18 protein-coding genes are annotated in these 22,875 nt (G+C 76.6%); 8 read left to right on the forward strand and 10 right to left on the reverse strand.

Annotation, left to right across the window (positions count from 1 at the left end; translation table 11 throughout):
* Nucleotides 1-81 precede the first annotated feature (81 nt).
* The gene (locus tag JOE68_RS14495; RefSeq protein ID WP_204842869.1) at nucleotides 82-696 is read right to left on the reverse strand and encodes a histidine phosphatase family protein; all 615 of its coding nucleotides are present in this window, start codon (nucleotides 694-696) and stop codon (nucleotides 82-84) included.
* Nucleotides 693-1,583, reverse strand: coding sequence for a prephenate dehydratase (gene pheA / locus JOE68_RS14500; protein WP_204842870.1), 891 nt, complete (start codon nucleotides 1,581-1,583; stop codon nucleotides 693-695). Before pheA ends, JOE68_RS14495 begins: the two co-directional genes overlap by 4 nt.
* A 103-nt stretch (nucleotides 1,584-1,686) precedes the next feature.
* Here pheA and JOE68_RS14505 point away from each other — a divergent pair, with 103 nt between their 5' ends.
* The gene (locus tag JOE68_RS14505) at nucleotides 1,687-2,298 is read left to right on the forward strand and encodes a macro domain-containing protein (RefSeq protein WP_204842871.1); all 612 of its coding nucleotides are present in this window, start codon (nucleotides 1,687-1,689) and stop codon (nucleotides 2,296-2,298) included.
* 86 nt (nucleotides 2,299-2,384) lie between these two features.
* Here JOE68_RS14505 and JOE68_RS14510 read toward each other — a convergent pair whose 3' ends face one another.
* Nucleotides 2,385-2,867, reverse strand: a complete 483-nt coding sequence (locus tag JOE68_RS14510; protein WP_204842872.1) for a GNAT family N-acetyltransferase — start codon at nucleotides 2,865-2,867, stop codon at nucleotides 2,385-2,387.
* Nucleotides 2,868-2,928: 61 nt separating this feature from the next.
* Between JOE68_RS14510 and JOE68_RS14515 the strand changes: the two genes are divergently transcribed.
* The gene (locus JOE68_RS14515; RefSeq protein WP_204842873.1) at nucleotides 2,929-3,552 is read left to right on the forward strand and encodes a response regulator; all 624 of its coding nucleotides are present in this window, start codon (nucleotides 2,929-2,931) and stop codon (nucleotides 3,550-3,552) included.
* A gap of 237 nt (nucleotides 3,553-3,789) precedes the next feature.
* Here the strand turns inward: JOE68_RS14515 and JOE68_RS14520 are convergent, their stop codons facing one another.
* The 4 genes from JOE68_RS14520 to JOE68_RS14535 all read right to left on the reverse strand — a co-directional run bounded on the left by JOE68_RS14520 (nucleotide 3,790) and on the right by JOE68_RS14535 (nucleotide 11,078).
* On the reverse strand, nucleotides 3,790-4,899 hold the full coding sequence (locus tag JOE68_RS14520) for a GAF domain-containing sensor histidine kinase (protein ID WP_346038544.1): 1,110 nt from the start codon (nucleotides 4,897-4,899) through the stop codon (nucleotides 3,790-3,792).
* 5 nt (nucleotides 4,900-4,904) lie between these two features.
* Nucleotides 4,905-8,312 (reverse strand): thiol reductant ABC exporter subunit CydD, encoded by a 3,408-nt coding sequence (gene cydD / locus JOE68_RS14525; protein ID WP_204842875.1) that lies wholly within the window; start codon nucleotides 8,310-8,312, stop codon nucleotides 4,905-4,907.
* Nucleotides 8,313-8,532: 220 nt separating this feature from the next.
* Complete coding sequence (cydB, locus tag JOE68_RS14530) at nucleotides 8,533-9,534, reverse strand: cytochrome d ubiquinol oxidase subunit II (RefSeq protein WP_204842876.1); 1,002 nt, start codon at nucleotides 9,532-9,534, stop codon at nucleotides 8,533-8,535.
* An 11-nt stretch (nucleotides 9,535-9,545) separates the two neighbouring features.
* Nucleotides 9,546-11,078 carry a cytochrome ubiquinol oxidase subunit I gene (locus JOE68_RS14535; protein ID WP_204842877.1) on the reverse strand — a complete coding sequence of 511 codons (1,533 nt, stop codon included), beginning with the start codon at nucleotides 11,076-11,078 and terminating at the stop codon, nucleotides 9,546-9,548.
* Between the two features lie 427 nt (nucleotides 11,079-11,505).
* On the opposite strand from JOE68_RS14535, the gene JOE68_RS14540 reads away from it, so the two are divergent.
* A complete protein-coding gene (locus tag JOE68_RS14540) occupies nucleotides 11,506-12,099 on the forward strand; it encodes a TMEM165/GDT1 family protein (protein WP_204842878.1) in 594 nt (197 codons plus the stop codon).
* A gap of 194 nt (nucleotides 12,100-12,293) precedes the next feature.
* On the opposite strand, the gene JOE68_RS14545 is transcribed toward JOE68_RS14540, so the two are convergent.
* Genes JOE68_RS14545 through JOE68_RS14555 form a run of 3 tightly spaced genes read right to left on the reverse strand, consistent with a single transcriptional unit; the run spans nucleotide 12,294 to nucleotide 15,015 of the window.
* On the reverse strand, nucleotides 12,294-12,965 hold the full coding sequence (locus JOE68_RS14545) for an IclR family transcriptional regulator (RefSeq protein ID WP_204842879.1): 672 nt from the start codon (nucleotides 12,963-12,965) through the stop codon (nucleotides 12,294-12,296).
* An 8-nt stretch (nucleotides 12,966-12,973) separates the two neighbouring features.
* A complete protein-coding gene (locus tag JOE68_RS14550; protein ID WP_204842880.1) occupies nucleotides 12,974-14,152 on the reverse strand; it encodes a fumarylacetoacetate hydrolase family protein in 1,179 nt (392 codons plus the stop codon).
* Complete coding sequence (locus JOE68_RS14555) at nucleotides 14,149-15,015, reverse strand: hypothetical protein (protein WP_307819683.1); 867 nt, start codon at nucleotides 15,013-15,015, stop codon at nucleotides 14,149-14,151. The genes JOE68_RS14550 and JOE68_RS14555 overlap by 4 nt, the downstream gene beginning before the upstream one ends.
* A gap of 69 nt (nucleotides 15,016-15,084) precedes the next feature.
* On the opposite strand from JOE68_RS14555, the gene JOE68_RS14560 reads away from it, so the two are divergent.
* The 5 genes from JOE68_RS14560 to JOE68_RS14580 all read left to right on the forward strand — a co-directional run bounded on the left by JOE68_RS14560 (nucleotide 15,085) and on the right by JOE68_RS14580 (nucleotide 22,721).
* Nucleotides 15,085-16,260, forward strand: coding sequence for a homogentisate 1,2-dioxygenase (locus tag JOE68_RS14560; RefSeq protein WP_204842881.1), 1,176 nt, complete (start codon nucleotides 15,085-15,087; stop codon nucleotides 16,258-16,260).
* Nucleotides 16,261-16,299: 39 nt separating this feature from the next.
* Nucleotides 16,300-17,580 carry an SWIM zinc finger family protein gene (locus JOE68_RS14565; protein WP_204842882.1) on the forward strand — a complete coding sequence of 427 codons (1,281 nt, stop codon included), beginning with the start codon at nucleotides 16,300-16,302 and terminating at the stop codon, nucleotides 17,578-17,580.
* Nucleotides 17,581-18,028: 448 nt separating this feature from the next.
* Nucleotides 18,029-19,462 carry a DUF5691 domain-containing protein gene (locus JOE68_RS14570; protein WP_204842883.1) on the forward strand — a complete coding sequence of 478 codons (1,434 nt, stop codon included), beginning with the start codon at nucleotides 18,029-18,031 and terminating at the stop codon, nucleotides 19,460-19,462.
* Nucleotides 19,459-20,541, forward strand: coding sequence for an ATP-binding protein (locus JOE68_RS14575; RefSeq protein ID WP_204842884.1), 1,083 nt, complete (start codon nucleotides 19,459-19,461; stop codon nucleotides 20,539-20,541). The genes JOE68_RS14570 and JOE68_RS14575 overlap by 4 nt, the downstream gene beginning before the upstream one ends.
* Entirely contained in the window at nucleotides 20,541-22,721 is a 2,181-nt protein-coding gene (locus JOE68_RS14580; RefSeq protein ID WP_204842885.1) for a DUF5682 family protein, read from the forward strand. Before JOE68_RS14575 ends, JOE68_RS14580 begins: the two co-directional genes overlap by 1 nt.
* Nucleotides 22,722-22,875 lie beyond the last annotated feature (154 nt).

A 22,875-nucleotide genomic window follows, 5' to 3' on the forward strand; every position in this document is an offset into this window, starting at 1 on the left:
CGCCTCCGAGCCGCCCGCCTCCGAGCCGCCCGCGCCGGTCCCGCCCGCGCCGGTCCCGCCCGCGCCGGTCCCGCCCGCCGGTCAGGCGAGCGCGTCCACCCTGGTCCACGACGTGCAGACCCAGCCGGTCCCGGGGTTCTCCAGCACCACCCGGCCGGTGTTGGGCAGCAGGCCCGCCTCGGCCAGCGCCGGCTGCACGTTGGTCGCCAGCGCCAGCGCCGCCATCCGCAGCGCGCCGCCGTGGCTGACCAGCACGAAGGTGTCCCCCGTCGCGTGGCGCGCGGCCACCCCGTCCACCGCGGCCACGAACCGGTCGACCACCTGCCGGCCGGTCTCCCCGCCGGGGATGGCGACGTCCAGGTCGCCCTCCGCCCACGACCGCACCACCGCGAGGAAGACCTCGAACGCCTCCCGGTCGTGCCGGCCCTCCAGGTCGCCGCAGAAGATCTCCTGGACCCCGTCCAGCACCTCGACGCCGAGCCCGAACGCGCGGGCCACCGGCGCGGCGGTCTGCTGCGCCCGCACGGCCGTGCTCGCGTACACCGCGCCCACCGCCTCGGCCTCGGCCAGCGCCGCCGCCAGCGCCGCCGCCTGCGCCTGCCCCGCCTCGGTCAGCGGCGGTCCCGGCGGCAGCGAGTCGAGCGCCATCTTCAGGTTCGACGCGGTCTCGCCGTGCCGCACCATGATCAGCTTCACGCCCCGCGCCCCTCCCGCACCGAGGCCACCCACTCGGCGGCGGCCACGAACCCCTCGTTGCCCGTCTGCGCGCCGCCCGCCTCCGCCTTGGGGTAGGAGCCCAGGAACCGGGTGTCCGGCGAGTGCCTGCGCAGCGCCGCCAGCGCGTCGGCCACGCGCGGTTCGGCGACGTGGCCGTCCAGGTCGACGTAGAACCGGTACTCGCCCAGCCGCCCCTTGGTGGGCCGCGACTCGATGCGCGTCAGGTTGATCCGCCGCAGCGCCAGCTCGGCCAGCAGCTCCGACAGCGCGCCCACCCGGTCGACCGCCGTCACCACGACCGACGTCCGGTCCTGGCCGGTGGGCGCCGGCAGCGGGCCCGGGCGGCGCAGCAGCAGGAAGCGGGTCTTGGCGTCGCGCACGTCGGCCACGTCGGTCGCCAGCACCTCCAGCGGGTAGTGCCGCACGGCGACCGGCGCGCTCACGGCCGCGTCGAACTCGCCCGCCAGCACGGACCGGGCCGCGGCGGCGGTGGACGTCGTCGCGACGACGTCGGCGGACGGCAGGTGCTCGGCGAGCCAGCGCCGCACCTGCGCGAGGGCGTGGGGGTGGCTGGCGACGGTCTTCGGCTCGGTCCCGCCGGGCCGCACCAGGACGCTGAACCGCACCGGCAGCACCGCCTCGGCGACGGCGACGAGCGGCCCGTCCTCGGCCAGCGCGTCCATGGTGGCGGGCACCGCGCCCTCGACCGAGTTCTCCACCGGCACGCACGCCGCGTCGGCCGCACCGCTCCTGGTCGCGGCCAGGGCGGCCGGCACGGTGTCGAACGGGACGAGGTCCTCCGCGCCGGCGAGCGAGCGCGCGGCCTGCTCGGTGAACGTTCCCTGCGGTCCGAAGTAGGCGAGCACGGCCGCAACGATACGAGGACCCCGCCGGCGGCCTTCCGCTGAGGCGAGGATCACCCGACGGACGGGTGCCCGCCCCCGTTCCACCGGACCCCCGTGTCCTGGAATGCTTGCGGGCGTGTCCGCCGATACGGAGGGTGGGATCAGCGCTCCGGCCGCTGTTCCGCGTCTGGTGCTCTGCGCCGTCGACGAGCCGCTCGCGACGGCCTGGCTGGGTGTCGCGGCCGGCCGGCACGGTGTCGAGGTGCACCGGGGCTCGGTGCTCGACATCGTGGCCGAGGCCGTGGTGAGCCCGGCGAACTCCTCGGGGTGGATGCGCGGGGGGATCGACGCCGTGTACGCCCGCGCGTTCCCGAACGTCGAGGCGCACGTGCGCAGCGCGGTCCTGGCGCTGCACGGCGGCGAGCTGCCGGTCGGCGAGGCGCTGGTCGTGCCGACCGGCGAGGTGCAGCCCGAGTGGCTGATCAGCGCGCCGACGATGCGCCGGCCCGGCGAGCACCTGCCGTCGGACACCGTGCACCCCTACCTGGCGGCGCGCGCCGTGCTGCGGCTGTGGCGGGACGGGCGGCTGGACGACGGGCGGCCGGTGCGCGAGGTGGTCCGCACGGTGGCCATGCCGGGGTTGGGGACGGGTGTGGGCGGCGTCGCTCCGGGGACCTGCGCCCGGCAGGTCGCCGCCGCCTGGGACGAGGTCTTCAGCTCGCTGCCCCGCCGGTGACCGCACTGGCGCGGAGAAAGTCCGTTATCCGGATCACACAGGTTGTGCACAGCTCTGTGGACAACCTGCCCGGTCCCTGTGGACAACTACCTCGGCGCGATCCATCGTTCCAGGTCCAGCTCGTCGGTGATGGGGATGCCGTACTCCCCGACGGACGGGATCTCCGGCTTGAGCCGGCGTGACTCGCGCACCGCGTCCGGCCGCAGCGCGGTGAGCCGGAACCCGCGCCGCTGGTAGAAGCGCAGGGCGTCGAGGTTGTCGTTCGTGGTGGTCAGCCGGACCCGGGAGCAGCCCAGCTGCCGGGCGCGCTGCACGGCCGCGTCGACCAGGGAGGTGCCGACGCCCCTGCCTCTTCGCAGCGCGTCGACCGTGACGATCTCCAGCAGGCCGTCGGAAGCGGCGTAGGTGAGCAGGCCGACGATCTGCTCCTGGTGCTCCACCAGGAAGCCGGGCAGGCTCGCGGGGAAGAACACCTGCCCGTGGGCGACGGCGGTGTGCGCGCCCCACAGCTCCAGCACCAGCCGGCCGACGACGATGCGGTCGGCTTCCTCGATCACGCGTACGAGCATGCCTTGCACTGTCTTGGCGTCCACGTGCGGCCGGTACCGGCATTCGCCCTATGGTTGGTTCGTGCCCGTGCGCGTGTTGCTGGTAGACGACCACGAAGTGGTCCGCAGGGGACTGCGCGAACTGCTCGACGACGAGGACGACATCACCGTGGTCGCCGAGGCGGGCGGGGTGGACGAGGCGTTCGTGCGGGCGACCGCGACGGGGCCCGACGTGGCGGTGGTGGACGTCCGGCTGCCCGACGGGACGGGCGTGGAGCTGTGCCGGCGGCTGCGGGACCTCGGTGTCCGGTGCCTGGTGCTGACCGCGTTCGACGACGAGGAGGCCCTGGTCGGGGCGATCATGGCGGGCGCGTCGGGCTACCTGCTCAAGCAGGTGCGCGGCCAGGACCTGGTGGTGGCGGTGCGGGAGGTCGCGGCGGGCCGGTCGCTGCTGGACCCGCAGACGACGGCCCGCGTGCTGGACCGGATGCGCCGCCCGCCGGAGGTGGACGTGCTCGACGCGCTGACCGAGCAGGAGCGGCGGGTGCTGGACCTGATCGGCGAGGGCATGACCAACCGGCAGATCGCGGAGCGGCTGTTCCTGGCGGAGAAGACGGTCAAGAACTACGTGACGTCGGTGCTGGCGAAGCTCGGCATGGAACGCCGCACCCAGGCCGCGGCCTGGGTGGCCCGCCGCTCCCGCTGACCGGCGCCGCTCCCGGCGGGCACCGCGCCGACCGGACACCGCTCCCGGTGGGCACCCGCGCCGACCGCCCGTGCCCCGGACCGCCCCTGCGTCACCCGCCCCGCGCCCCGACCACCGCCCTGCGCCGACCGCCTCGCACCGCCCGCCTCACACCGCCCGCCTCACGAGCGGGCCGCCTCGTGAGGTGGGCCGCCCGGTCCCCTGCGCCCGGTCCCCTGCGCCCGCTCCCCGGGCCCGTCACCGCAACGGCACGTGCCAGGTGATCGTCGTCCCCGTGCGCGGCGACGACGCCACCTCGCACCCGCCGCCGGCCGCGAGCGCCCGCTCCTCCAGGTGCCGCAGCCCGCGCCGCGCGACACCGCGCGGGATGCCGCACCCGTCGTCGGCGACCCGCAGCACCAGCCGCGCGGCGTCCTTCGCCACCCCGATCTCGACCTGCCGGGCCCCGGAGTGCCGCACCACGTTGGACAGCGCTTCCCGCAGCGCCGCCCGCGCGTGGTCGGCCAGCTCCGGCGGCACCTGGCCCAGGTCGCCGTCGATCCGCACCTCGGGCTCGAAGCCGAGCAGCTCCCCGGCGGTGTGCGCCTCGGCCAGCACCGAGCCGCGCAGGTCGGCGTCGCCCGGCTTGCCGGGGTCGGCGCTGCGCAGCGCCCGGACCGTCGCCCGCACCTCCGCCATGGTCTGGTCGAGCTGGTCGACCACGTCGGCCAGCCGCCTGGCCTCCCGGCCCTCCAGCCGCAGCCGCCGGTCCAGCAGGTCGAGCTGGACCCCGGTCGCGTAGAGCCGCTGGATGATCACGTCGTGCAGGTCGCGGGCGATCCGCTCGCGCTCCTCGTACACGGCGATCCGCTGCCGCGCGGTGAACCCCTCGGCGAGCACCACGGCGAGCCCGGCCTGCGCGGCGAACGCGGTCAGCACGTCCACGGTGTCCGGGCTGAACGGCGCGGCCCCCTTGCGCCGGTAGACGGCCAGCGCGCCGATCCGGCGCTCCCTCGTGCCGAACGGCGCGACCGCGAACGGCCCGTAGCCGCGCAGCGCCTTGGGCACGAACGGCGCGGTGCGCGGGTCGGTGGTGAAGTCGTCGGCGACCACCGGCACGCCGGTCCGGGCCGCGCGGGCGGCGGAGGAGCGGTCGGACAGCACGATCCCCACCGGGTCGTCGCCGCCGGAGGAGGCTTCGACGGTGAGCGTCCCGTCGTCGCCGGTGACCATGGCGAGCCCGAGGTCGGCCTCGGCCAGGGACACCGCGCGGCACACGACGAGCGGCAGCACGGCGTCCGGGTCGTCACCGGCCAGGGCGGCGGTGGTGATCTCGGTCGACGCGGCGAGCACCAGGGCGGGGTCCACGGCCGTCAACGGTAGGCCCCGACCCCGACCCCCCGCCGGGACACCTCCAGCACCAGGTCGGCCCGGGCGGCCTCGTCGGGCCGGTGGGTGATGTGCAGGACGGTCCGGTCCAGGCCGTCGACCAGGTCGAGCAGGTCGCGGGCGGAGGTCTCGTCCAGGTGGGCGGTCACCTCGTCGAGCAGGAGGAGGTCGGCGTCGTGCAGCAGCGCCCGGGCCAGCGCCACGCGCTGCGCCTCGCCGCCGCTGAGCAGCGACGGCCCGACCACCGCGGCCGGGTCGAGCGCCAGCCCGACCTGCGCGAGCACCTCGCGCATCCGGGCGTCGGTGGCGCGCGGGTCGCCGATGCGCAGGTTCTCGCGCAGCGTCGTGGAGACCAGCACCGGCTCCTGGGGGCACCAGGCGATCCGCCCCGGCCGCCGGACGACGCCGGCGGAGTGGTCGACGAAGCCCAGCAGCAGCGCGAACAGCGTCGACTTGCCCGCTCCGGACGGCCCGACGAGCGCGACCTTGGCCCCCGGCGGAACGCTCAGGCTGACGTCCTCCAGCACGGGCGCCGCCGCTCCCGGCCACCCGACCGTCACGTGCTCCAACTCCACCGCGCCCGCCGGCTCGGCCGGCGCCACGCCCACCGGGCCGCCACCCACCGGAACCCGCTCGGCCACCGCACCGGGCCGCGCCCCGCTCCTCTCAGCTCCACCGACCGAAATCGTCGGTGCCCTGTGCTTGGCTGGAATCGGGGGGTCCCCAGGCCCGGACGACCCCACGACCACCACCGCCCCGGACCCCGGAACACCCCTCTCAGCTCCACCGGCCGAAACCGTCGGTGCCTCGTGGTTGGCTGGAATCGGGGGGTCCCCAGGCCCGGACGAGGTGGCGCCGGGCGTGCTCGCGGAAGGCGCCGCGATGGCCGCGATCCGCCCGTGGGCCTCCCGCAGCGCCCCCCAGTGCTGCGCCGCCGCGGGCAGCGCGCCCAGCGACTCCGCCAGCGCCAGCGGCACCAGGCCGAGCAGCGGCACCAGCAGCGGGTCGACGCCGGCCGCCACCGCGGTGCACGCCACGACCGCCGCGCCCAGCGCCAGGTGCACGACCCCGGTCGCCGCGCCCGCGCCGAACGCCTGCCGCCGCGCCAGCCGGGCCAGCTCGGCGTCGTGCCGGGCCAGCTCGGCGCGCACCTCCCGGTCCGCCCCGAACGCGATCAGGTCCGGCGCGGCGGTGAGCAGCGTCAGCACCTCCTCGGACACCTCCCGCCGACCGCGGGCCAGGGCGGTGCTCGCCCGGCGTTCCGCCACGACCGCGACGAGCGGCGCGAGCGCCCCGCCGACCACCACCGCCACCCCCAGCGCGAGCCCCGCCCACGGCGACACCAGCGCCAGCAGCACGACGGCCGCCGCGGCGGTGCCGGCCGCGACCAGCGGCGGCTGCAGCACGCGCGGCACGAGGTCGCGGACGGTGTCCACGTCGTCCACCAGGCTGGTCAGGTCGGCGCGCCCCGGCCGCAGGCCGCGCCACAGCCGCACCCGCAGGCCCTCCGCGAACCGGAACGCCGCGTCGTGCGACACCAGCCGCTCCAGGTACCTCAGCACGCCCTTGGCCAGCGCGAACGTCCGCACCCCGACCACCAGCACGGACAGCGTGAGGATCGGCGGCTGGGTGGCGGCCTTCGCGATCAGCAGCGCCGCGAGCGCGGTCAGCGCGACACCGGCGGCCGAGGCGGCGACTCCCAGCGCCGCCCCGGCCACCACCCGGGCGGTCGGCCGGGGCGTCCGAGGCGCAGCCACCCCACCGACCTCCTGGTCCACGGTCACCGCCGGGACGGCGGTGTCGTCGGCCTCCGCGACGGTCCGGTGCGTGGCCAGCAGGACGCTCGCACCGCCGTCGGCGGCCCGCCGCACGGCGGCCATGACCTTGGCGGCGGTCGCGGGGTCCAGGTGGGCCGTGGGCTCGTCCAGCAGCAGGACCGTCGCGCCGTCCGCCACGCGGGTCAGCGCCCGCGCGACGGCCACCCGCTGGCGCTCGCCGGTGGACAGCTCCGCGACGGGCCGGTGCACCAGCCGGTCGGCGGCGACCGAGGCCAGCACCGCCAGGTCGACCCGGCCGGTGGTCAGCTCCAGCTCGTCGGCGACGGTCCGCCCGGCGAACGCGGGGCGCTGCGGCACCCACGCGATGGCGTCGCGGTCGACCACGACCTCCCCGCCGTCGGGTTCCACGAAGCCGAGCAGCACGTCGAACAGCGTCGACTTGCCCGCCCCGCTGGGCGCGTCGAGCCGGTGCACCTCGCCGGGCCGCACGAGCAGGCTGATGCCGTCGGGGGCGAACCGGCCGCGCCGCCGCACCCGCAGGTTGCGCACCTCGACGCCGACGATCCCCCCGGCGCCGCCCGCCGCGCCCGGCGTCCGGATGGTCATGCGCCCGATCGCCCGCGCACCGGCCGGCCGGGCCCCGCCGGGCCGGCGCGGCGCGGGCACCGGGACCTCCGCGACCCGCCGCACGGCCTCCACGCCGTCCTCGGACGCGTGGTGCGCCGCGCCCGCCGCCCGCAGCGGCAGGTAGCACTCGGGCGCGAGGATCAGCACGACCAGCCCGGCCAGCAGGGTCATCTCGCCCGACACCAGCCGCAGGCCGATGCCCACGGCGATCAGCGCCACCGACAGCGACGCCGCGATCTCCAGCACCAGCGCCGACAGGAACGCCACCCGCAGCGTCCCCATGGTCGCCCGGCGGTAGCGCTCGCCGAGGTCGCGCACCACCGCGGCCTGGCCCGCGGCCCGCCCGAACGCCGTCAGCACCGGCAGCGCCCGCACCAGCTCCGCCAGCCGCCCGGAGAGCCGCTCCAGCGCCGTGGCCGCCGCCGCGACCCGCGCCGAGGTGAACTTCCCGATCAGCACCGCGAACACCGGGATCAGCGGCAGGGTCACCGCGACCAGCACGGCCGAGGTCGGGTCGGTGACGAGGATCCACGCGCCGACCAGCACCGGCACGACGGCCGTCGTCACCAGCGCGGGCAGGTAGCGGGTGAAGTAGGCGTCCAGGGCGTCCAGGCCCCGGGTCGCGAGGACCGCCAGCTCGGCGGGCCCCCGCGCGGTGATCCACGCCGGGCCGAGGCCGAGCGCCCGGTCGAGGACGGCGGCGCGCAGCTCCTCCTTGGCGCCCGCCGCCGCGCGGGCCGCGACGGTCTCGGTGGCCCACGCCAGCGCCGCCCGCGCGCACACGGCGGCGGCCAGCGACCACAGCGGGCCGTCGGCCACCAGCGCGGACGCCAGGGCCACGGCCTGCCACACCAGCGCGCCCGCCGACAGCGCGGCGAGCCCGCCGCACAGGGTCAACGCCCGGCGCGCCGAAGGCGAGAGCGCCGGCAGCGCGCCGAGCGGACCCCTCCCCGGCTTCTTGGCGGAAGGGGCTCCGGGGACGTCCACGAGACGACAGTAGGTCCCGGCTACCCGCCCCGATCAGGTACGACGGTCCCGTCCGCGGCAGGACCTAGGTCCCGCACCGCCGTGGACCGTCCGGACGCGCGCGAAAGCCCCCGTGCGCGAAAGCCCCAGCGCGCCGAAGCCCCAGCGCGCCGAAGCCCCGTGCGCCAAAGCCCCCGTGCGCCGGAGACCCGGCACACGGGGGCACGCGCGGGCAACGCGCCTAAGGCACGTGCACCGACGGGATGTGCCGCGTGCCGATCCGCTTGCGGAACACCCAGTAGGTCCACCCCTGGTAGACCAGCACCGCCGGGGTGCCGAACGCCGCCACCCACGTCATCACGGTCAGCGTGTACGGGCTGGAGGCGGTGTTCGCCACGGTCAGCGTGAAAGCGGGGTCCAGGGTGGACGGCAGGACGTTCGGGTACAGCGCGCCGAACAGCGCCACCACCGAGCACGCCACCGCCACGCCCATCAGGGCGAACGCCTGCCCCTCGCGCCGCAGCGCCAGCCGCGCGTACGCGCCGAACGCCGCCAGCGCCACGCCGATCGCCGCCGCGTACGTCCAGGTCGTGCCGAACCGCAGCTGCACCAGCAGGAGCAGCACCACCAGCGGCAGCAGCGCGACCGGCGCGGCCCGCAGCGCCAGCGCGCGCGCCCGCTCCCGCACCTCGCCCTCGGTCTTCAGCGACAGGAACACCGCGCCGTGCACGAGCGCGTACCCGGCGATCGCCAGCGCCCCGAGCAGGCTCTCCGGCGTGACCGCCGCGAACGGCGACCCGACGCGGTCGCCGGCGGCGTCCAGCGGCAGCCCGAACACGGTCGTGGTCAGCACCAGCCCGACGCCGAGCGCCGCCACCCACGACCCGGTGAAGATCACCGCGTCCCACACCCGGCGCCACCGCGCCGAGTCCACCTTGCCGCGGTACTCGAACGCCACCCCGCGCCCGATCAGGGCCAGCAGGAACAGCGTCAGCGGCAGGTAGGCGGAGCTGAACAGCGAGGCGTACCAGCCGGGGAACGCGGCGAACGTCGCACCGCCCGCGACCAGCAGCCACACCTCGTTGCCGTCCCACACGGGGCCGATGGTGTTGATCAGCACCCGCCGCTCGGCCTCGTCCCGGCCGAGCACCGGCAGCAGCATCCCGACGCCGAAGTCGAACCCCTCCAGGAACAGGTAGCCCAGCCACAGCAGGGCGATCACGCAGAACCAGAACGTCTCCACGGCTCCCCCTCTCAGTAGGCGAACGACAGGACGTCGTCGTCGGTCCTGGCCTTGCCACCGGATCCACCGCCGGATCCACCGCCGGGCCCGTCACCGTGCCCGTCACCGGGCCCGTCCGGCCCCCGATCCGGCAGCACGCCCGCGACGCCGCCGCGGACGTACCGCCGGAGCAGGAACACCTCGACACCGGCCAGCACCCCGTAGACCAGCGTCAAGGCGACCAGCGACGTCAGCACCTCGCCCGGCGTCGAGTTCGAGACGGCCCGCGCGGTGAACATCCACACCCCGTCGACGCCGCTCGGGTTCGGCACCACCACGAAGGGCTGCCGCCCCATCTCGGTGAAGATCCAGCCGAAGCTGTTGCCCAGGAAGGGGGTCGCGATGCTGCCCAGCGCGAGCAGGCGGAACCACCGGCCGCGCGGCGTGCGCCCGCCCCGCGTCAGCCACAGCACCAGCACCCCGACCCCCGCCGAGATCGCGCCGAAGCCGATCATCAGCCGGAAGCCCCAGTAGGTGACCGGCAGCACCGGCACGTAGTCGATCGGCTTGCCCGACAGCTCGCCCAGCCGCTCGTCCACCGGGTAGTTGGTCCCGTACTTCTCCTGGTACAGCGGGACGAGGTCCTCGACGCCCTTGACCTCGGAGGTGAAGTCGTTGTGCGCCAGGAACGACAGCAGCGCGGGCACGGTGACGCTCTTGACGTTCTCGCAGTCCGGCCGCGACACGTCCCCGATCGCGAACACCGAGAAGCTCGCCGGCGACTCGGTGTGGCACAGGGCCTCGGCGGCGGCCATCTTCATCGGCTGCTGCTCGAACATCAGCTTGCCCTGGAGGTCGCCGCTGATCGCCAGCCCGGTGAACGCGACCACGCCCACCCACGTGCCCAGCTTCACCGACGCGCGCCACACCGGCTCCTCGGCCGACCGCCGCCACAGCTGCCAGGCGGCGAGGCCCACCAGGAACCCGGCGGCCACCGCGAACGCGCCGAAGATCGTGTGCGGGAAGGCGGCCAGCACGGTGCTGTTCCCCAGCACCGCCCAGATCGAGGTCAACCGCGGCCGGCCGTCGACCATCTCCACGCCCACCGGGTGCTGCATCCACGAGTTGGCGGCCAGGATGAAGTAGGCCGACGCGATGGTGGCCAGCGAGAACGCCCACGCGCACGCCAGGTGCACGCGGCGCGGCAGCCGGTCCCACCCGAAGATCCACAGGCCGAGGAACGTCGACTCGACGAAGAACGCGACCAGGCCCTCCATCGCGAGCGGCGCGCCGAACACGTCGCCGACGAACCGCGAGTAGGCGCTCCACGTCATGCCGAACTGGAACTCCTGCACGATGCCGGTGACCACGCCCATGGCGAAGTTGATCAGCAGCAGCTTGCCCCAGAACCTGGTCATCGCCAGGTACTTGCGGTCGCCCGTGCGCACCCAGGCCGTCTGCATCCCGGCGACCAGCAGCGACAGGCCGATCGTCAGCGGCACCATCAGGAAGTGGTAGACGGTGGTGATGCCGAACTGCCACCGCGCCAGGTCGAGGACGTCCACGGCACGAAGGTAGGTCCGGGCGCCCGCCCCGGCTCAGGTACGACGGTCCCGTGGGGCCCGGGACCAAGGTCCCCTCCCGGTCCGGCGGCGCGGGCCGGGGGCGCCCGCGGCGCGCGCCGCCCGCGGCGCTTCGGCGACCCGGAGCACGGGGCCTGCTCCGATCGGCCCCGCCCGCTGCGGCCGGCGTCACGTCGACCTGCGCCGATCCCGTCCACTAGCATCGGTCCCGCCAGAGGGGAGTAGTTCCCGCGACCGCGTCGTGCCGAGCGGTCCGGCGAGGTGATCGACATACTGATCCGCCCACGAGCGGATCCGGTCCCTCACCCGTCCCAGCGACGGGCGAACGAGACCTCCGGCCGGGCAGCGCGACACGCCCGGTCGGGGTCGTGCTGCCTCCGTCCGGGTTTCACGGACGTGGAGGTACCCCGTGGCACCGGAACTCATCGCCCTGGCAACGGCCTTCGGCGTCATCTTCCTGGCCGAACTGCCGGACAAGACGATGGTCGCCACCCTCGTCCTCACCACCCGCTACCGCGCCTGGCCGGTGTTCGCGGGCGTGACCGCCGCGTTCGCCGTGCAGTGCGTGGTGGCGGCGACGTTCGGCGGCGTGCTGACCCTCCTGCCCGACCGCCTGGTGGCGGGCGTGGTGGCCGTGCTGTTCGGCGTCGGCGCGTTCCTGCTGCTCAAGGAGAGCTTCGGGGGCGATGGCGACGCCGGCGGCACGGCCGCCGCGGCGACGGCGGTGTCGTTCCGGCGGGCGGCCCTGACCTCGTTCGGGGTCCTGTTCGCGGCCGAGTGGGGCGACGCGTCGCAGCTGGCCACCGCCGCCCTGTCCGCCCGCTACGGCGCCCCGGTGGCCGTGGGCCTGGGCGCGTTCCTGGCGCTGGTGGCGGTCGCCGGCATCGCGGTGCTGGTGGGCCGCAAGGTGGCCGGCCGCATCCCGACGCACCTGATCCAGCGGATCAGCGGGACGATCTTCGCGGTGTTCGCCGCGGTCGCGGCGTGGCAGGCGGTCGCCTAGCGACCGGCGACCCCGACCGCCCGCAGCACCCACCGGCCGGCACCCGCCCGCCGGCACCCCGCCGCCGGCGACCGCCCGCAGCGCCCACCCACAACACCCGCCGCCGGCGCCCACCCGCAGCACCGACCGCCGGCGCCCCGCCCGCAGCGCCGCCCGTCAGCACCGCCCGCAGCGCCGGCCGTCAGCACCGGCCGTCAGCGCAACGCCTCGGCGACCTCCTGAGCCGCCCGCAGCACCTGGGGCCCGACCACGTCACCGTCGAGCTTCTCCAGGGCCACCACGCCCACGCTGGCCCGCAGTCCGGGCACCCCGCGCACCGGCGCGGCGACGCCGAACGCGCCCGGCTGCAGCTCACCGGTCGAGTGGACCCACTGCCGGCCCTCCGCGGACAGCCCGATGGCCTTGCCCGCCGCGCCCCGGTGCACCGGGTGGCGCGAACCCACCCGGTAGGCGACGTGGTAGGCCGTCCAGGACGGCTCGACCACCGCCACGGCCTGCGCCTCCGCGCCGTCGGCCACGGTCAGGTGCGCGGTCGCGCCCACCTGCTCGGCCAGCGTCCGCAGGGCCGGCTGGGCGGCCAGGCGCAGCTGCGGCAGCACGTTGGCGGCCAGGCGCAGCACGCCCAGCCCCAACCGCACCTTCGACCCCTCGCGCCGCACGAGCCCGCGCGACTGCAGCGGCACGAGCAGCCGGTACACCGCCGCGCGCGACGCGCCGATCGCCGCCGCCAGCTCGCTGATCGACGGCGCCTCCGACTCCGCGTCCGCCACCGCCTGGAGCAGGGCCAGCCCCCGCTCCAGGGTCAGCGAGCTCTCCTTCGACCCGGCGGGCAGCGGGACTCGGCCGCGCGGGTCCGGTCTGGCCACCGGCGTCCCTACCTTTCCGACTCGGCGGGCGCGACCGTGCCGACCACCTCGGCCAGGCCGACGAGCGAGCCGTTCTCCCCGGGGGCGGTCGCGGTGATGCGCACCGTGTCGCCGTCCTCCAGGAACGCCCGCTCCTCGCCCGCCACCACGACCGGCTCCTTCCCGCCCCAGCTCAGCTCCAGGAACGAGCCGCGCTCGCGGGGGGACGGTCCGGACACGGTGCCCGAGGCGATCAGGTCGCCGGGTCGAACGGTAGCGCCGTTCGCCGACAGGTGCGCGAGTTGCTGCGCGAACGTCCACGACATCTCGCGGAACGGCGGCCGGGACACGACCTCGCCGTTCCACTCGACCTCGATCCGGACGTCGAGGCCCCACGGCTGCTCCTCGGCCAGGTAGGGCAGCACGTCGTTGCCCAGCGGCGGCGGCGTCACGCGGGCCACCGCGAACGCCTCCAGCGGCGTGATCCAGGCCGCGATCGAGGTCGCGAACGACTTGCCCAGGAACGGGCCCAGCGGCTGGTACTCCCACGCCTGGATGTCGCGCGCCGACCAGTCGTTGACCAGCGCCACGCCGAACACGTGGTCCACCGCCTGCGACGGGCTCAGCCGGGAGGCCACCGGGCCGCCGCACACGAAGCCGACCTCGGCCTCGATGTCCAGCCGCTGGGACGGCCCGAACACCGGGCCCGCCGAGGACCGCCGCTGCCCGTGCGGGCGCACGACGGGCGTGCCGGAGACGACGACCGTGCCCGCGCGGCCGTGGTAGCCGATCGGGATGTGGGTCCAGTTGGGCAGCAGCGGCTCGCCGTCGGGGCGGAAGATCCGGCCGACGTTCTCCGCGTGGTGGCGCGACGAGTAGAAGTCCACGTAGTCGGCCACCTCGAAGGGCAGCACCGCGCCGGCCGGCGACACCAGCGCCGCGCCGCGCGGCGCGGAGGTCGCGGTGACCAGCTCGAACAGCCGCGCCCGCAGCTCGCTCCACGCCGTGTGCCCGGCCGCCAGCAGCGGGTTCAGCGTCGGCGCGGACACCAGGTCGGCCAGCCGGCCGAAGTGGTCGGCGATCGGGCGCAGCGGCAGCGCCCGGTCGCCCACCCGCACCGCGATGCCCTCCGGCAGCACGCCGTAGGGCAGGGTCTGCGGCCCGAAGGGCGCGTCGGCGGTGAACGCCGGGTCATCGATCCAGGTCACAGCAGGCCCAGCTCTTCCAGGTCGGTGATGGGGTCGTCCAGCGAGCACGAGCCGTAGGAGGCGAACACCCCGCGCACGGCGTGCGAGGCTTGGTCGGACAGGCCGTCGGCCTCGGCGGCCAGCGCCTCGGCGTCGGAGGACGACAGCGCGCCGCGCACGTCGCCGCCGGACAGCGCCCGCGCGGTGGCCACGAGCAGGTTCAGGAACCCGTGGTGGGTGAACCCGGTCTCGGTGTCGGTGTAGCGGACGGCGTGGTGCAGCCCGGCGGTGGCCTTGAAGGCGACGCCGCCGCCCGAGACCACCGACAGGAAGTCGGCGACCTCGTCCACGCTCGGGAAGTTCTCCCTGGAGAGGCCGCCGCAGCGCAGCTTGGGCCAGCTGCCGTGCTCGATGACGCGGCGCACGCCGTCGAGCCACTCGGCCCCGCCGCGGCGCGGTTCCACGACGCGGATCACGTCCTCGGGCACGAACTCGGAGACGCGTTCCAGCCACACCTCGTCCACGTCGGACGGCGCGGGCATCTCGACCATGCGCAGCGCGAGCAGCTCGCTGCGTGATTCGACGATCGACACGGCTTTGGGCACACCACCCAGGCCGGTGTCGATGACCAGCGAGAGGGCGATCGGCTTGACCGGCTTCACCTTGATCAGCTCGGTGATCAGCTCGGCGAGACGGGACGCGGGGCACAGGAACAACCCCACCGCACCCGCCCAGTCCCCGACGCGTGCGTCGAGGTGACCGCGAACCGCGTCGGGCATCGTCGCGTTGCCCGGCGGGAACAGCGCGGCGTCGTCGACGAGCCTCGCGAGCAGGGGCGGAGTGCCGCGTGGACCGGGCGCACGGAGTTCGAAGGCGCTTGACACGGCTGACACGCTAGTGGCGTACCGGTCAATGAACAAAGATGTCCGACTACCGAACGCCCGGAGTGAACGATGGCGTACTACCGCCAGGTGGGTGAGATCCCCCGAAAGCGCCACACCCAGTTCCGCACCCCGGAAGGCGGGTTGTACGCGGAGGAGCTGATGGGCGTGGAGGGCTTCTCGGCCGACTCGGCCCTGCTCTACCACCGCCACCTGCCCACGGCGATCGTCGACGCCGTGACCGTCGAGGACACCAGGGGCGCCCTGACGCCGAACCTGCCGCTGAAGCCGCGCGCCTTCAAGACCCAGGACCTGACCTGGTCGGGCGACGTGGACGCGGTCACCGGCCGCCGCCGGCTGTTCGGCAACGCGGACGTGACGATCGGCTTCGTCGCCGCGAACGCGCCCAGCCCGCTCTACCGCAACGCCGCCGGCGACGAGCTGCTGTACGTGCAGACGGGCGAGGGCGTCGTGGAGACCATCTACGGCGCGCTCGCGGTCGGCGAGGGCGACTACGTGGTGCTGCCGACGTCCTGCACCTACCGCGTGGTGCCGTCCCGGCCGATGAACATCCTCGTGCTGGAGGCCACCGGGCACATCGGACCGCCGAAGCGCTACCTGTCGGCCAAGGGCCAGTTCCTGGAGCACTCGCCGTACTGCGAGCGCGACATCCGCGGGCCGTCCGAGCCGCTGCTGGTCGACGGGGAGGACGTCGAGGTCCTCGTGCGGCACCGCGCGGGCCTGACCAGGTTCACCTACGCCAACCACCCGTTCGACGTCGTGGGCTGGGACGGCTGCCTGTACCCGTGGGTGTTCCACATCCGCGACTTCGAGCCGATCACCGGCCGCGTGCACCAGCCGCCGCCGGTGCACCAGACGTTCGAGGGCCCCAACTTCGTGGTGTGCTCCTTCATGCCGCGCAAGGTCGACTACCACCCGCTGGCCGTGCCGGTGCCGTACAACCACGCCAACGTCGACTCCGACGAGCTGATGTTCTACGTGGGCGGCAACTACGAGGCCCGCAAGGGCTCCGGCATCGGCGTCGGGTCGCTGTCGCTGCACCCGTCGGGCTGCACGCACGGGCCGCAGCCGGGCGCGGTGGAGGCGTCGCTGGGCGCGGAAGCCTTCGACGAGACGGCGGTCATGGTCGACACGTTCCGCCCGCTGGACCTGGGCGAGGCCGCGCTCGCGGCGGAGGACCGCCGCTACGCGTGGTCGTGGGCCCGCAGGGGTCCCGACCTGGGGTGATCCGCTCCTTGTCGGTGCTCGCCGCTACCTTCGGCGGTCATGGACGCACAGGCGGTTCTGGGACTGGCCCCGGACGACCGGGTGGCGAGCAGCGCCGCCCGGTTGGCGGGGTCGTCCGGCTGGTCGGGGTCCGGCCGCAGCGCCGCGGCCCTGTGGGGGCTGTGCGCGGGCAGCGGCCGGACCCCTTATCGCGTCTGCGTCGACCTGGCCGACCGGGCGACGAAGTGCTCCTGCCCGTCCCGGAAGTTCCCGTGCAAGCACGCGCTGGCGCTGCAGCTGCGTGACGCGCGCGAGCCGCTGGCCCCCGGCGAGCCGCCCGACTGGGTGGCCGAGTGGCTGGGGCGGCGGCAGCGGGCCGAGGCGCCGGCCGACGCGTCGCCGGAGGCCGGGCTGCGCCGGGCCCGCGCGAAGGAGAAGACGGCCCGCGACCGGGCGGAGGCGGTGCGCGGCGGCGTGGCCGGCCTGGGCGACTGGCTGGCCGACGTCGCGGGCGCGGGCATCGCCGGGCTGCCCGCGCGGGACGCGGCCTGGTGGCGCGCCATCGGCGCGCGGATGGTCGACGCGCAGGCCAAGGGCCTGGCGTCGGCGGTGGAGGAGCTGCGGTCGGCGGTCGCCGCGGGCGGCCCGGGGTGGGCGCACGAGGCGGCCGACCGGCTGGGCGGGCTGCACCTGCTGGTGCGGCTGGCCGGCGGCGAGCCGGCCGCCGCGTCGGAGGTGGTGCGCCGTCGGCTCGGGTTCTCCGTCGCCGAGGAGGAGGTGCGGTCCGGGCCGGGCTGGTCGGACCGCTGGCTGCCGCTGCTGCGCCTGGAGACCGACGACGGCCTGGTGCGCACGGTCCGGCAGTGGGTGTGGGGCCGGGCGCACGGCTGGGTCGTGGCGGTGCGGCACGCGGGCGGCGGCGCGCGGCCCGTCCCGCCGCTGCCGCACGGCGTGGAGGTGCGGGGCGTGCTGCACCCGTACCCCGGCGCCGCGCCGCTCCGGGTGGCGGTGGGCGAGCCGGTGGCCGAGGTCCCGGCCGAGCCGGTGGCCGCGCCCGCGGACTGGCGGTCGGCGCTGGCGGGCGCGGCGGAGCGCCTGGTCGCCGACCCGTGGCTGCGCCTGCACCCGCTGGGGTGCGGTCCGGTGCGGCTGACGGCGGGCGCGGAGCACCTGGTGGACGGGACGGGGCGCGGCCTGCCGGTGCGCGCCGACCCGGCGCTGGACCAGGCGATCGCGATGACCGGCGGCGAGCCGTTCGACGCCTGGGGGCTGTGGGACGGCCGCGCGCTGCGGCTGGGCGCGGTCGCCGAGCCGGGCCACCCGCCGGAGGTCGTGGGATGACCACCCGCCGCACCGCTCCGGGCGCCACCCGCACCGGTCGGGGGGCCGCTCCCGCACACCACCGGGCCTGCCGGCCCACCGCGCCGGGCGCCGCCGCCGACCACCGCGAGGCAGCTCCGACGCGCCACCCCGCGCACCGGCCCACCACTCCGGGCGCCGCCGCCGCACACCACCGCACGACCACACCGGCGCACCACCACCCCCGCGCCACCACGCACCCCGACCCGCGCCACCCCCGACCCGACGCGCCGGTCACCGCGCACCACCGCCCGCACCACCCCCGACCCACCTCGCCAGGCACCACGCACCACCACCCGCGCCGCCCCCGACCTGCCGCGCCGGTCACCGCGCACCATTACCCCCGCACCGCCACGCCGGTCGCCACCCGCCCCGGAGGCGGCGCGCCGGCCACCGGGACCACCCCCGCCGACCACCGGGAGGCAGCGCCGTGAGCACCAGGACCGAGTGGGACGAGGCGGTGCAGGCCCTGCTCCTCGGCGCGCACCGCTCGGGCGTCGAGCCGGCCGAGCTGCTGGACCGCTGCGCGGCCCTGGGCGTCGCCGCGCACGCCGCCCGCCTGCCGCCCGTCGTCGACGCGCCGCCGCTGGCCCCGGCCCCCGCGGCCGCGGACCGGGTGGCCGACCGACCGGCCCGCGCCGTGCTGGCGCAGGTCCTCGCCCTGGACGACCAGATCCTGCTGACCGAGTGGTGCGGCGCGGCGGCCCGCGCGGGCCTGGTCGCCGCCCCCCGGGAGCTGCCGACCCTCCTCGGCCTCGCCACCACCCACCCCGGCCTGCGCCAGGCGGTCGCCGGGGTCCTCGGCGCGCGGGGCCGCTGGCTGGCCTCCGTGCGCCCCGGCTGGGCGTGGGCGGCCGAGGCCGCGGTCGCCGACCGCGTCGACCTGGAGGCGGCGCTGGACCTGCCCGGGGCGAGCCGGCTCGCCGCCCTGCGCCGCGCCCGCCTCGCCGACCCGGACGCCACCCGGCGCTTCCTCGCCGGGCAGTTCGCCGCCCAGCGCCGCGCGACCGACCGCCAGGCCCTGGTCGGCGCCCTGGAGGCCGGGCTGTCCCCGGCCGACGAGCCGCTGCTCGAACAGGCCCTGGACGACCGCGCGATCGGCGTGCACGACGAGGCGCTGCGGCTGCTGCGCGCGCTGCCCGGCTCCGGCCTCGCCGCGCGGGCCGCCGAGCGCCTGCACCGCGGCCTGTGGCTGACCGCCGACGGCTTCGACGTGCAGGACGACGAGCTGTGGACCGAGCCGGCCCCGGAGCCGGACGAGGCGCGCGACCTGATGCGCGACGGCTCGGAGACCGGCGTGGCCGGGCGGCTGCGGGGCGCGGCGGCCAGCGTCCCGCCCGCCCACTGGACGACCCGCCTGGGCGTCGACGACCGCGGCGCGGCCCGCGAGCTGGAGCGCGGCCCGTGGGCGTCGGCCCTGCTGCGGGGCGTGGCGCAGCGGCTGCGCTCGGCGGTGGACGCCACGCCGTGGGCGGTGGCCGCGACCCGCGCGCTGACCGGCATGGAGCAGCTGGACATGCTGGCCGCGCTGCCGCCGGACCTGGCCGCCCGGACCATCGCCGAGGTCTCCCGCGACTGGAACTACGACCTGCTCGACCACGCCTGCTCGCAGCTGCCGGGCCCGTGGTCCGCGCGGGCGACCGAGGACCTGCTGGACCGCTACGCCCGGACCCGCGACCCGAGGTGGCGGGCGGGCCGTCCGCCCGCCGTGCTGCTGGCGCGCGGCGACGCGGAGGTGCTGGGCGCGCACTGGTCCCGCATCACCGGGCGCTGGCCCGAGCACACCTCGGACCTCGACGTGCTCCGCCTGCGGATGCAGCTGCGCGACGCCTTCGCCACCCGACCGGAAGGACCACGACCGTGACCACCGAGACCGTGCTGCGCCCCGCCGCGGAGCAGCAGTACGCCGCCGAACTGGCGGCCCTGGCCGAGGCGGACGACCGCCCGCGCCCGCCGCGCTGGCGGATGTCGCCGCAGGCGGTGGTCCGCTACGTGCTGGGCGGCGCGCTCCCGGACGGCACCGTGATCACGCCCAAGTACGTGGGCGACCGCCGCCTGGTGGAGATCGCCGTCGGCACGCTGGTCACCGACCGCGCCCTGCTGCTGATCGGCGTGCCGGGCACCGCGAAGTCGTGGCTGTCGGAGCACATCGCGGCGGCGGTGAGCGGCGACTCGACGCGGGTCGTCCAGGGCACGGCGGGCACCGGCGAGGACGCCGTCCGCTACGGCTGGAACTACGCCCGGCTGATCGCGGAGGGCCCGAGCGAGGACGCGATCGTCCCCAGCCCGGTGATGACGGCGATGCGGCTGGGCGCGGTGGCCCGCGTCGAGGAGCTGACCCGGATGCCCGCCGAGGTGCAGGACTCGTTCATCACGATCCTGTCGGAGAAGGCGCTGCCGGTGCCGGAGCTGGGCATCCAGGTGCAGGCCGTGCCGGGCTTCACGGTCATCGCGACCGCCAACGACCGGGACCGGGGCGTCAACCAGATGTCCTCCGCCCTGGCCCGCCGGTTCAACACCGTCGTCCTGCCGCCGCCCGCCAGCGAGGACGACGAGGTGCGCATCGTCTCGACCCGCGCCGCGCAGCTGGGCCGCGCCCTGGAGCTGCCGGCCGAGCCGCCCGCGCTGGAGGAGGTGCGCCGGGTGGTGCGGATCTTCCGCGAGCTGCGCACCGGGACCACCGCCGACGGCCGCACCCAGCTCAAGCGGCCCAGCGGCAGCCTGTCCACGGCCGAGGCGATCTCCGTGATCACCAGCGGCATGGCGCTGGCCGGCCACTTCGGCGACGGCACGATCACCGCCGACGAGCTGGCGTCCGGGCTGCTCGGCGCGGTGGTCAAGGACCGCGTCTCGGACGCCGCCGCGTGGCAGGAGTACCTGGAGGCGGTCGTGAAGGAGCGCGCCGACTGGCGCGACCTGTACCGCGCGTGCCAGGACCGCTGATGGCCCGGGACCTGCCCGGGCGGGTGACGCTGCTCGGCATCCGCCACCACGGCCCCGGTTCGGCCCGCATGGTCGAGGCGACCCTGCGCCGCACCGCGCCGCGGCTGGTCCTGGTCGAGGGTCCGCCCGAGGGCGACGCGCTGCTGGCCCACGTCCCCGACCTGACGCCGCCCGTGGCGCTGCTGCTGCACGACGAGGCGGAGCCGGCGAGCGCGGCGTTCTGGCCGTTCGCCGCCTTCTCCCCGGAGTGGCGGGCGGTGGTGTGGGCGCACGCGAACGGGGTGCCGGTCCGGTTCTTCGACCTGGCCGCCGCCGCGACCCTGGCCGAGGAGCCGGGCGGGCGCGGCCGGGCGTCGCTGGACCCGCTGGGCACGCTCGCCGAGGCCGCGGGCTTCGACGACCCTGAGCGCTGGTGGGAGGACGTGGTCGAGCACCACACCGACCCGGCGGACCTGGCGGAGGCGGTCGCGGAGGCGATGACGGCGCTGCGCGAGGAGTTCGCCGACGAGGTGGACGACCGGACGCTGCTGCGCGAGGCGGCGATGCGGCAGAACCTGCGGCGGGCGCTCAAGGACACCGACGGGCCGATCGCGGTGGTCTGCGGCGCGTGGCACGTGCCCGCGCTGCGCGCCCTGCCGCCCGCGTCGGCCGACGCCGCGCTGCTGAGGGGCCTGCCGCGCAGGAAGGTCTCCGGCACCTGGGTGCCGTGGAGCCACGGCAAGCTGGCGACCGCGTCCGGCTACGGCGCGGGCGTCGCCTCGCCCGGCTGGTACGAGCACCTGTGGGAGTGCGCCGAGCGGGGCGACGCGGTGGCGCGCTGGTTCTCCCGCGCGTGCGCCGTGCTGCGCGCCGAGGACCTCCCGGCCTCCACCGCGAGCGCGGTGGAGGCGGTGCGCCTGGCCGACGCCCTGGCCGCCCTGCGCGGCCGGCCGTCGCCCGGCCTGTCGGAGGTGCTGGAGGCGGCGCGCGCCGTGCTGTGCGACGGCGGCCAGGCGCCGCTGGACCTCGTGCACGACCGGCTGGTGGTCGGCGAACGCCTCGGCGAGGTCGGCGCGGACGTCCCGACCTCCCCGCTGGCCGCGGACCTCGCCCGGCTGACCAGGCGGCTGCGGCTGCCGCCGAGCGCGACGCCCCGGCAGGTCCGCCTCGACCTGCGCAAGGACACCGACCGCGAGCGCTCCCGGCTCCTGCGCCGGCTGGAGGTCCTGGACGTCCCCTGGGGCACGCCGGACACCACCAGGACGATCGGCACGTTCGCCGAGGCGTGGCAGCTGCACTGGCGGCCGGAGTTCGCGGTCGCCCTGGCCTCCGCCGCCCGCCACGGCACCACGGTGGAGGCCGCGGCGGGGCGGGTCCTGGAGCTGCGCGCGGCCGGCGCGACGCGGGTGGTCGACGCCGCCGGGGCCCTGGGCCGCGCGGTGGGCTGCGAGATCCCGTCGGCCGTCGCCGCGGCCCGCGCGGCCCTGGACCGCTGCGCCGCGGCGGCGACCGACGCGCTGGAGCTGCTGTCCGCGCTGCCGGACCTGGCGACCACCGTCCGCTACGGGTCGGTGCGGGGCACCGACCCGGAGCTGCTGCGGGTGGCGCTGCACGGCCTGCTGAACCGGGGCGCGGTGGGCCTGCCGACGGCGTGCCGGAACGTGGACGACGACACGGCCGAACGCGCCGTCGCGGTCGTGGACGGCGCGGACGAGGCGGTGCGCCTGGCCGCCGACGACGCGCACCGCGAGACCTGGCGCCGGGCCCTGGAGTCGCTGGTGGCCATGCCGGGGGCGCACGGCCTGCCGACCGGCCGCGCGACCAGGCTGCTGTGGGAGTCCGGCGCGCTGGACTCCGACGCGGTGGCCGCCCGGCTGCACCGGGCGGTCGCCCCGACCGCCGGCGCGACCGCGTTCGTGGCGGGCTTCCTCCGGGGCTCGGCCGCGCTGCTCACCGCCGACCCGAAGCTGTTCGGCGTGGTGGACGACTGGCTGAGCGGCCTGCCCGCACCGGACTTCGAGGCCGCGCTCCCGCTGCTGCGCAAGGCGGTCGCGGAGTTCAGCCCACCGGAACGCCGGATGCTCGGCGACCGCGTCCGGGGCGCCGCCCGGGGCGCGGTCGCCGACGCCGACTGGGACGAGGACCTGGCCACCCGCCTGGCCGACCACGTCCGGGCCCTCCTGGCGGGCGCCCGCCCATGACCCGCCACCCGCCGCCCGGCCGGCGCGCCGCACCCCGGCGCCCGGCGCCGGGCCCGCCGGCCCGGCCCCACGCGACGCGCGAACACCCGACCATGCCCCACGCGACGCACGAGCACCCGGCTCGACCTCACACAACGCGCGAACACCCGACCGG

It is taken from the genome of Saccharothrix algeriensis (assembly GCF_016907655.1).
Taxonomy (GTDB): domain Bacteria; phylum Actinomycetota; class Actinomycetes; order Mycobacteriales; family Pseudonocardiaceae; genus Actinosynnema; species Actinosynnema algeriense.

Coding starts and splice junctions, on each gene's coding strand:
- JOE68_RS14505 (WP_204842871.1), top strand. CDS start 1,687: ATGCTTGCGGGCGTGTCCGCCGATACGGAGGGTGGGATCAGCGCTCCG.
- JOE68_RS14510 (WP_204842872.1), bottom strand. CDS start 2,867: ATGCTCGTACGCGTGATCGAGGAAGCCGACCGCATCGTCGTCGGCCGG.
- JOE68_RS14560 (WP_204842881.1), top strand. CDS start 15,085: ATGGCGTACTACCGCCAGGTGGGTGAGATCCCCCGAAAGCGCCACACC.
- JOE68_RS14565 (WP_204842882.1), top strand. CDS start 16,300: ATGGACGCACAGGCGGTTCTGGGACTGGCCCCGGACGACCGGGTGGCG.
- JOE68_RS14580 (WP_204842885.1), top strand. CDS start 20,541: ATGGCCCGGGACCTGCCCGGGCGGGTGACGCTGCTCGGCATCCGCCAC.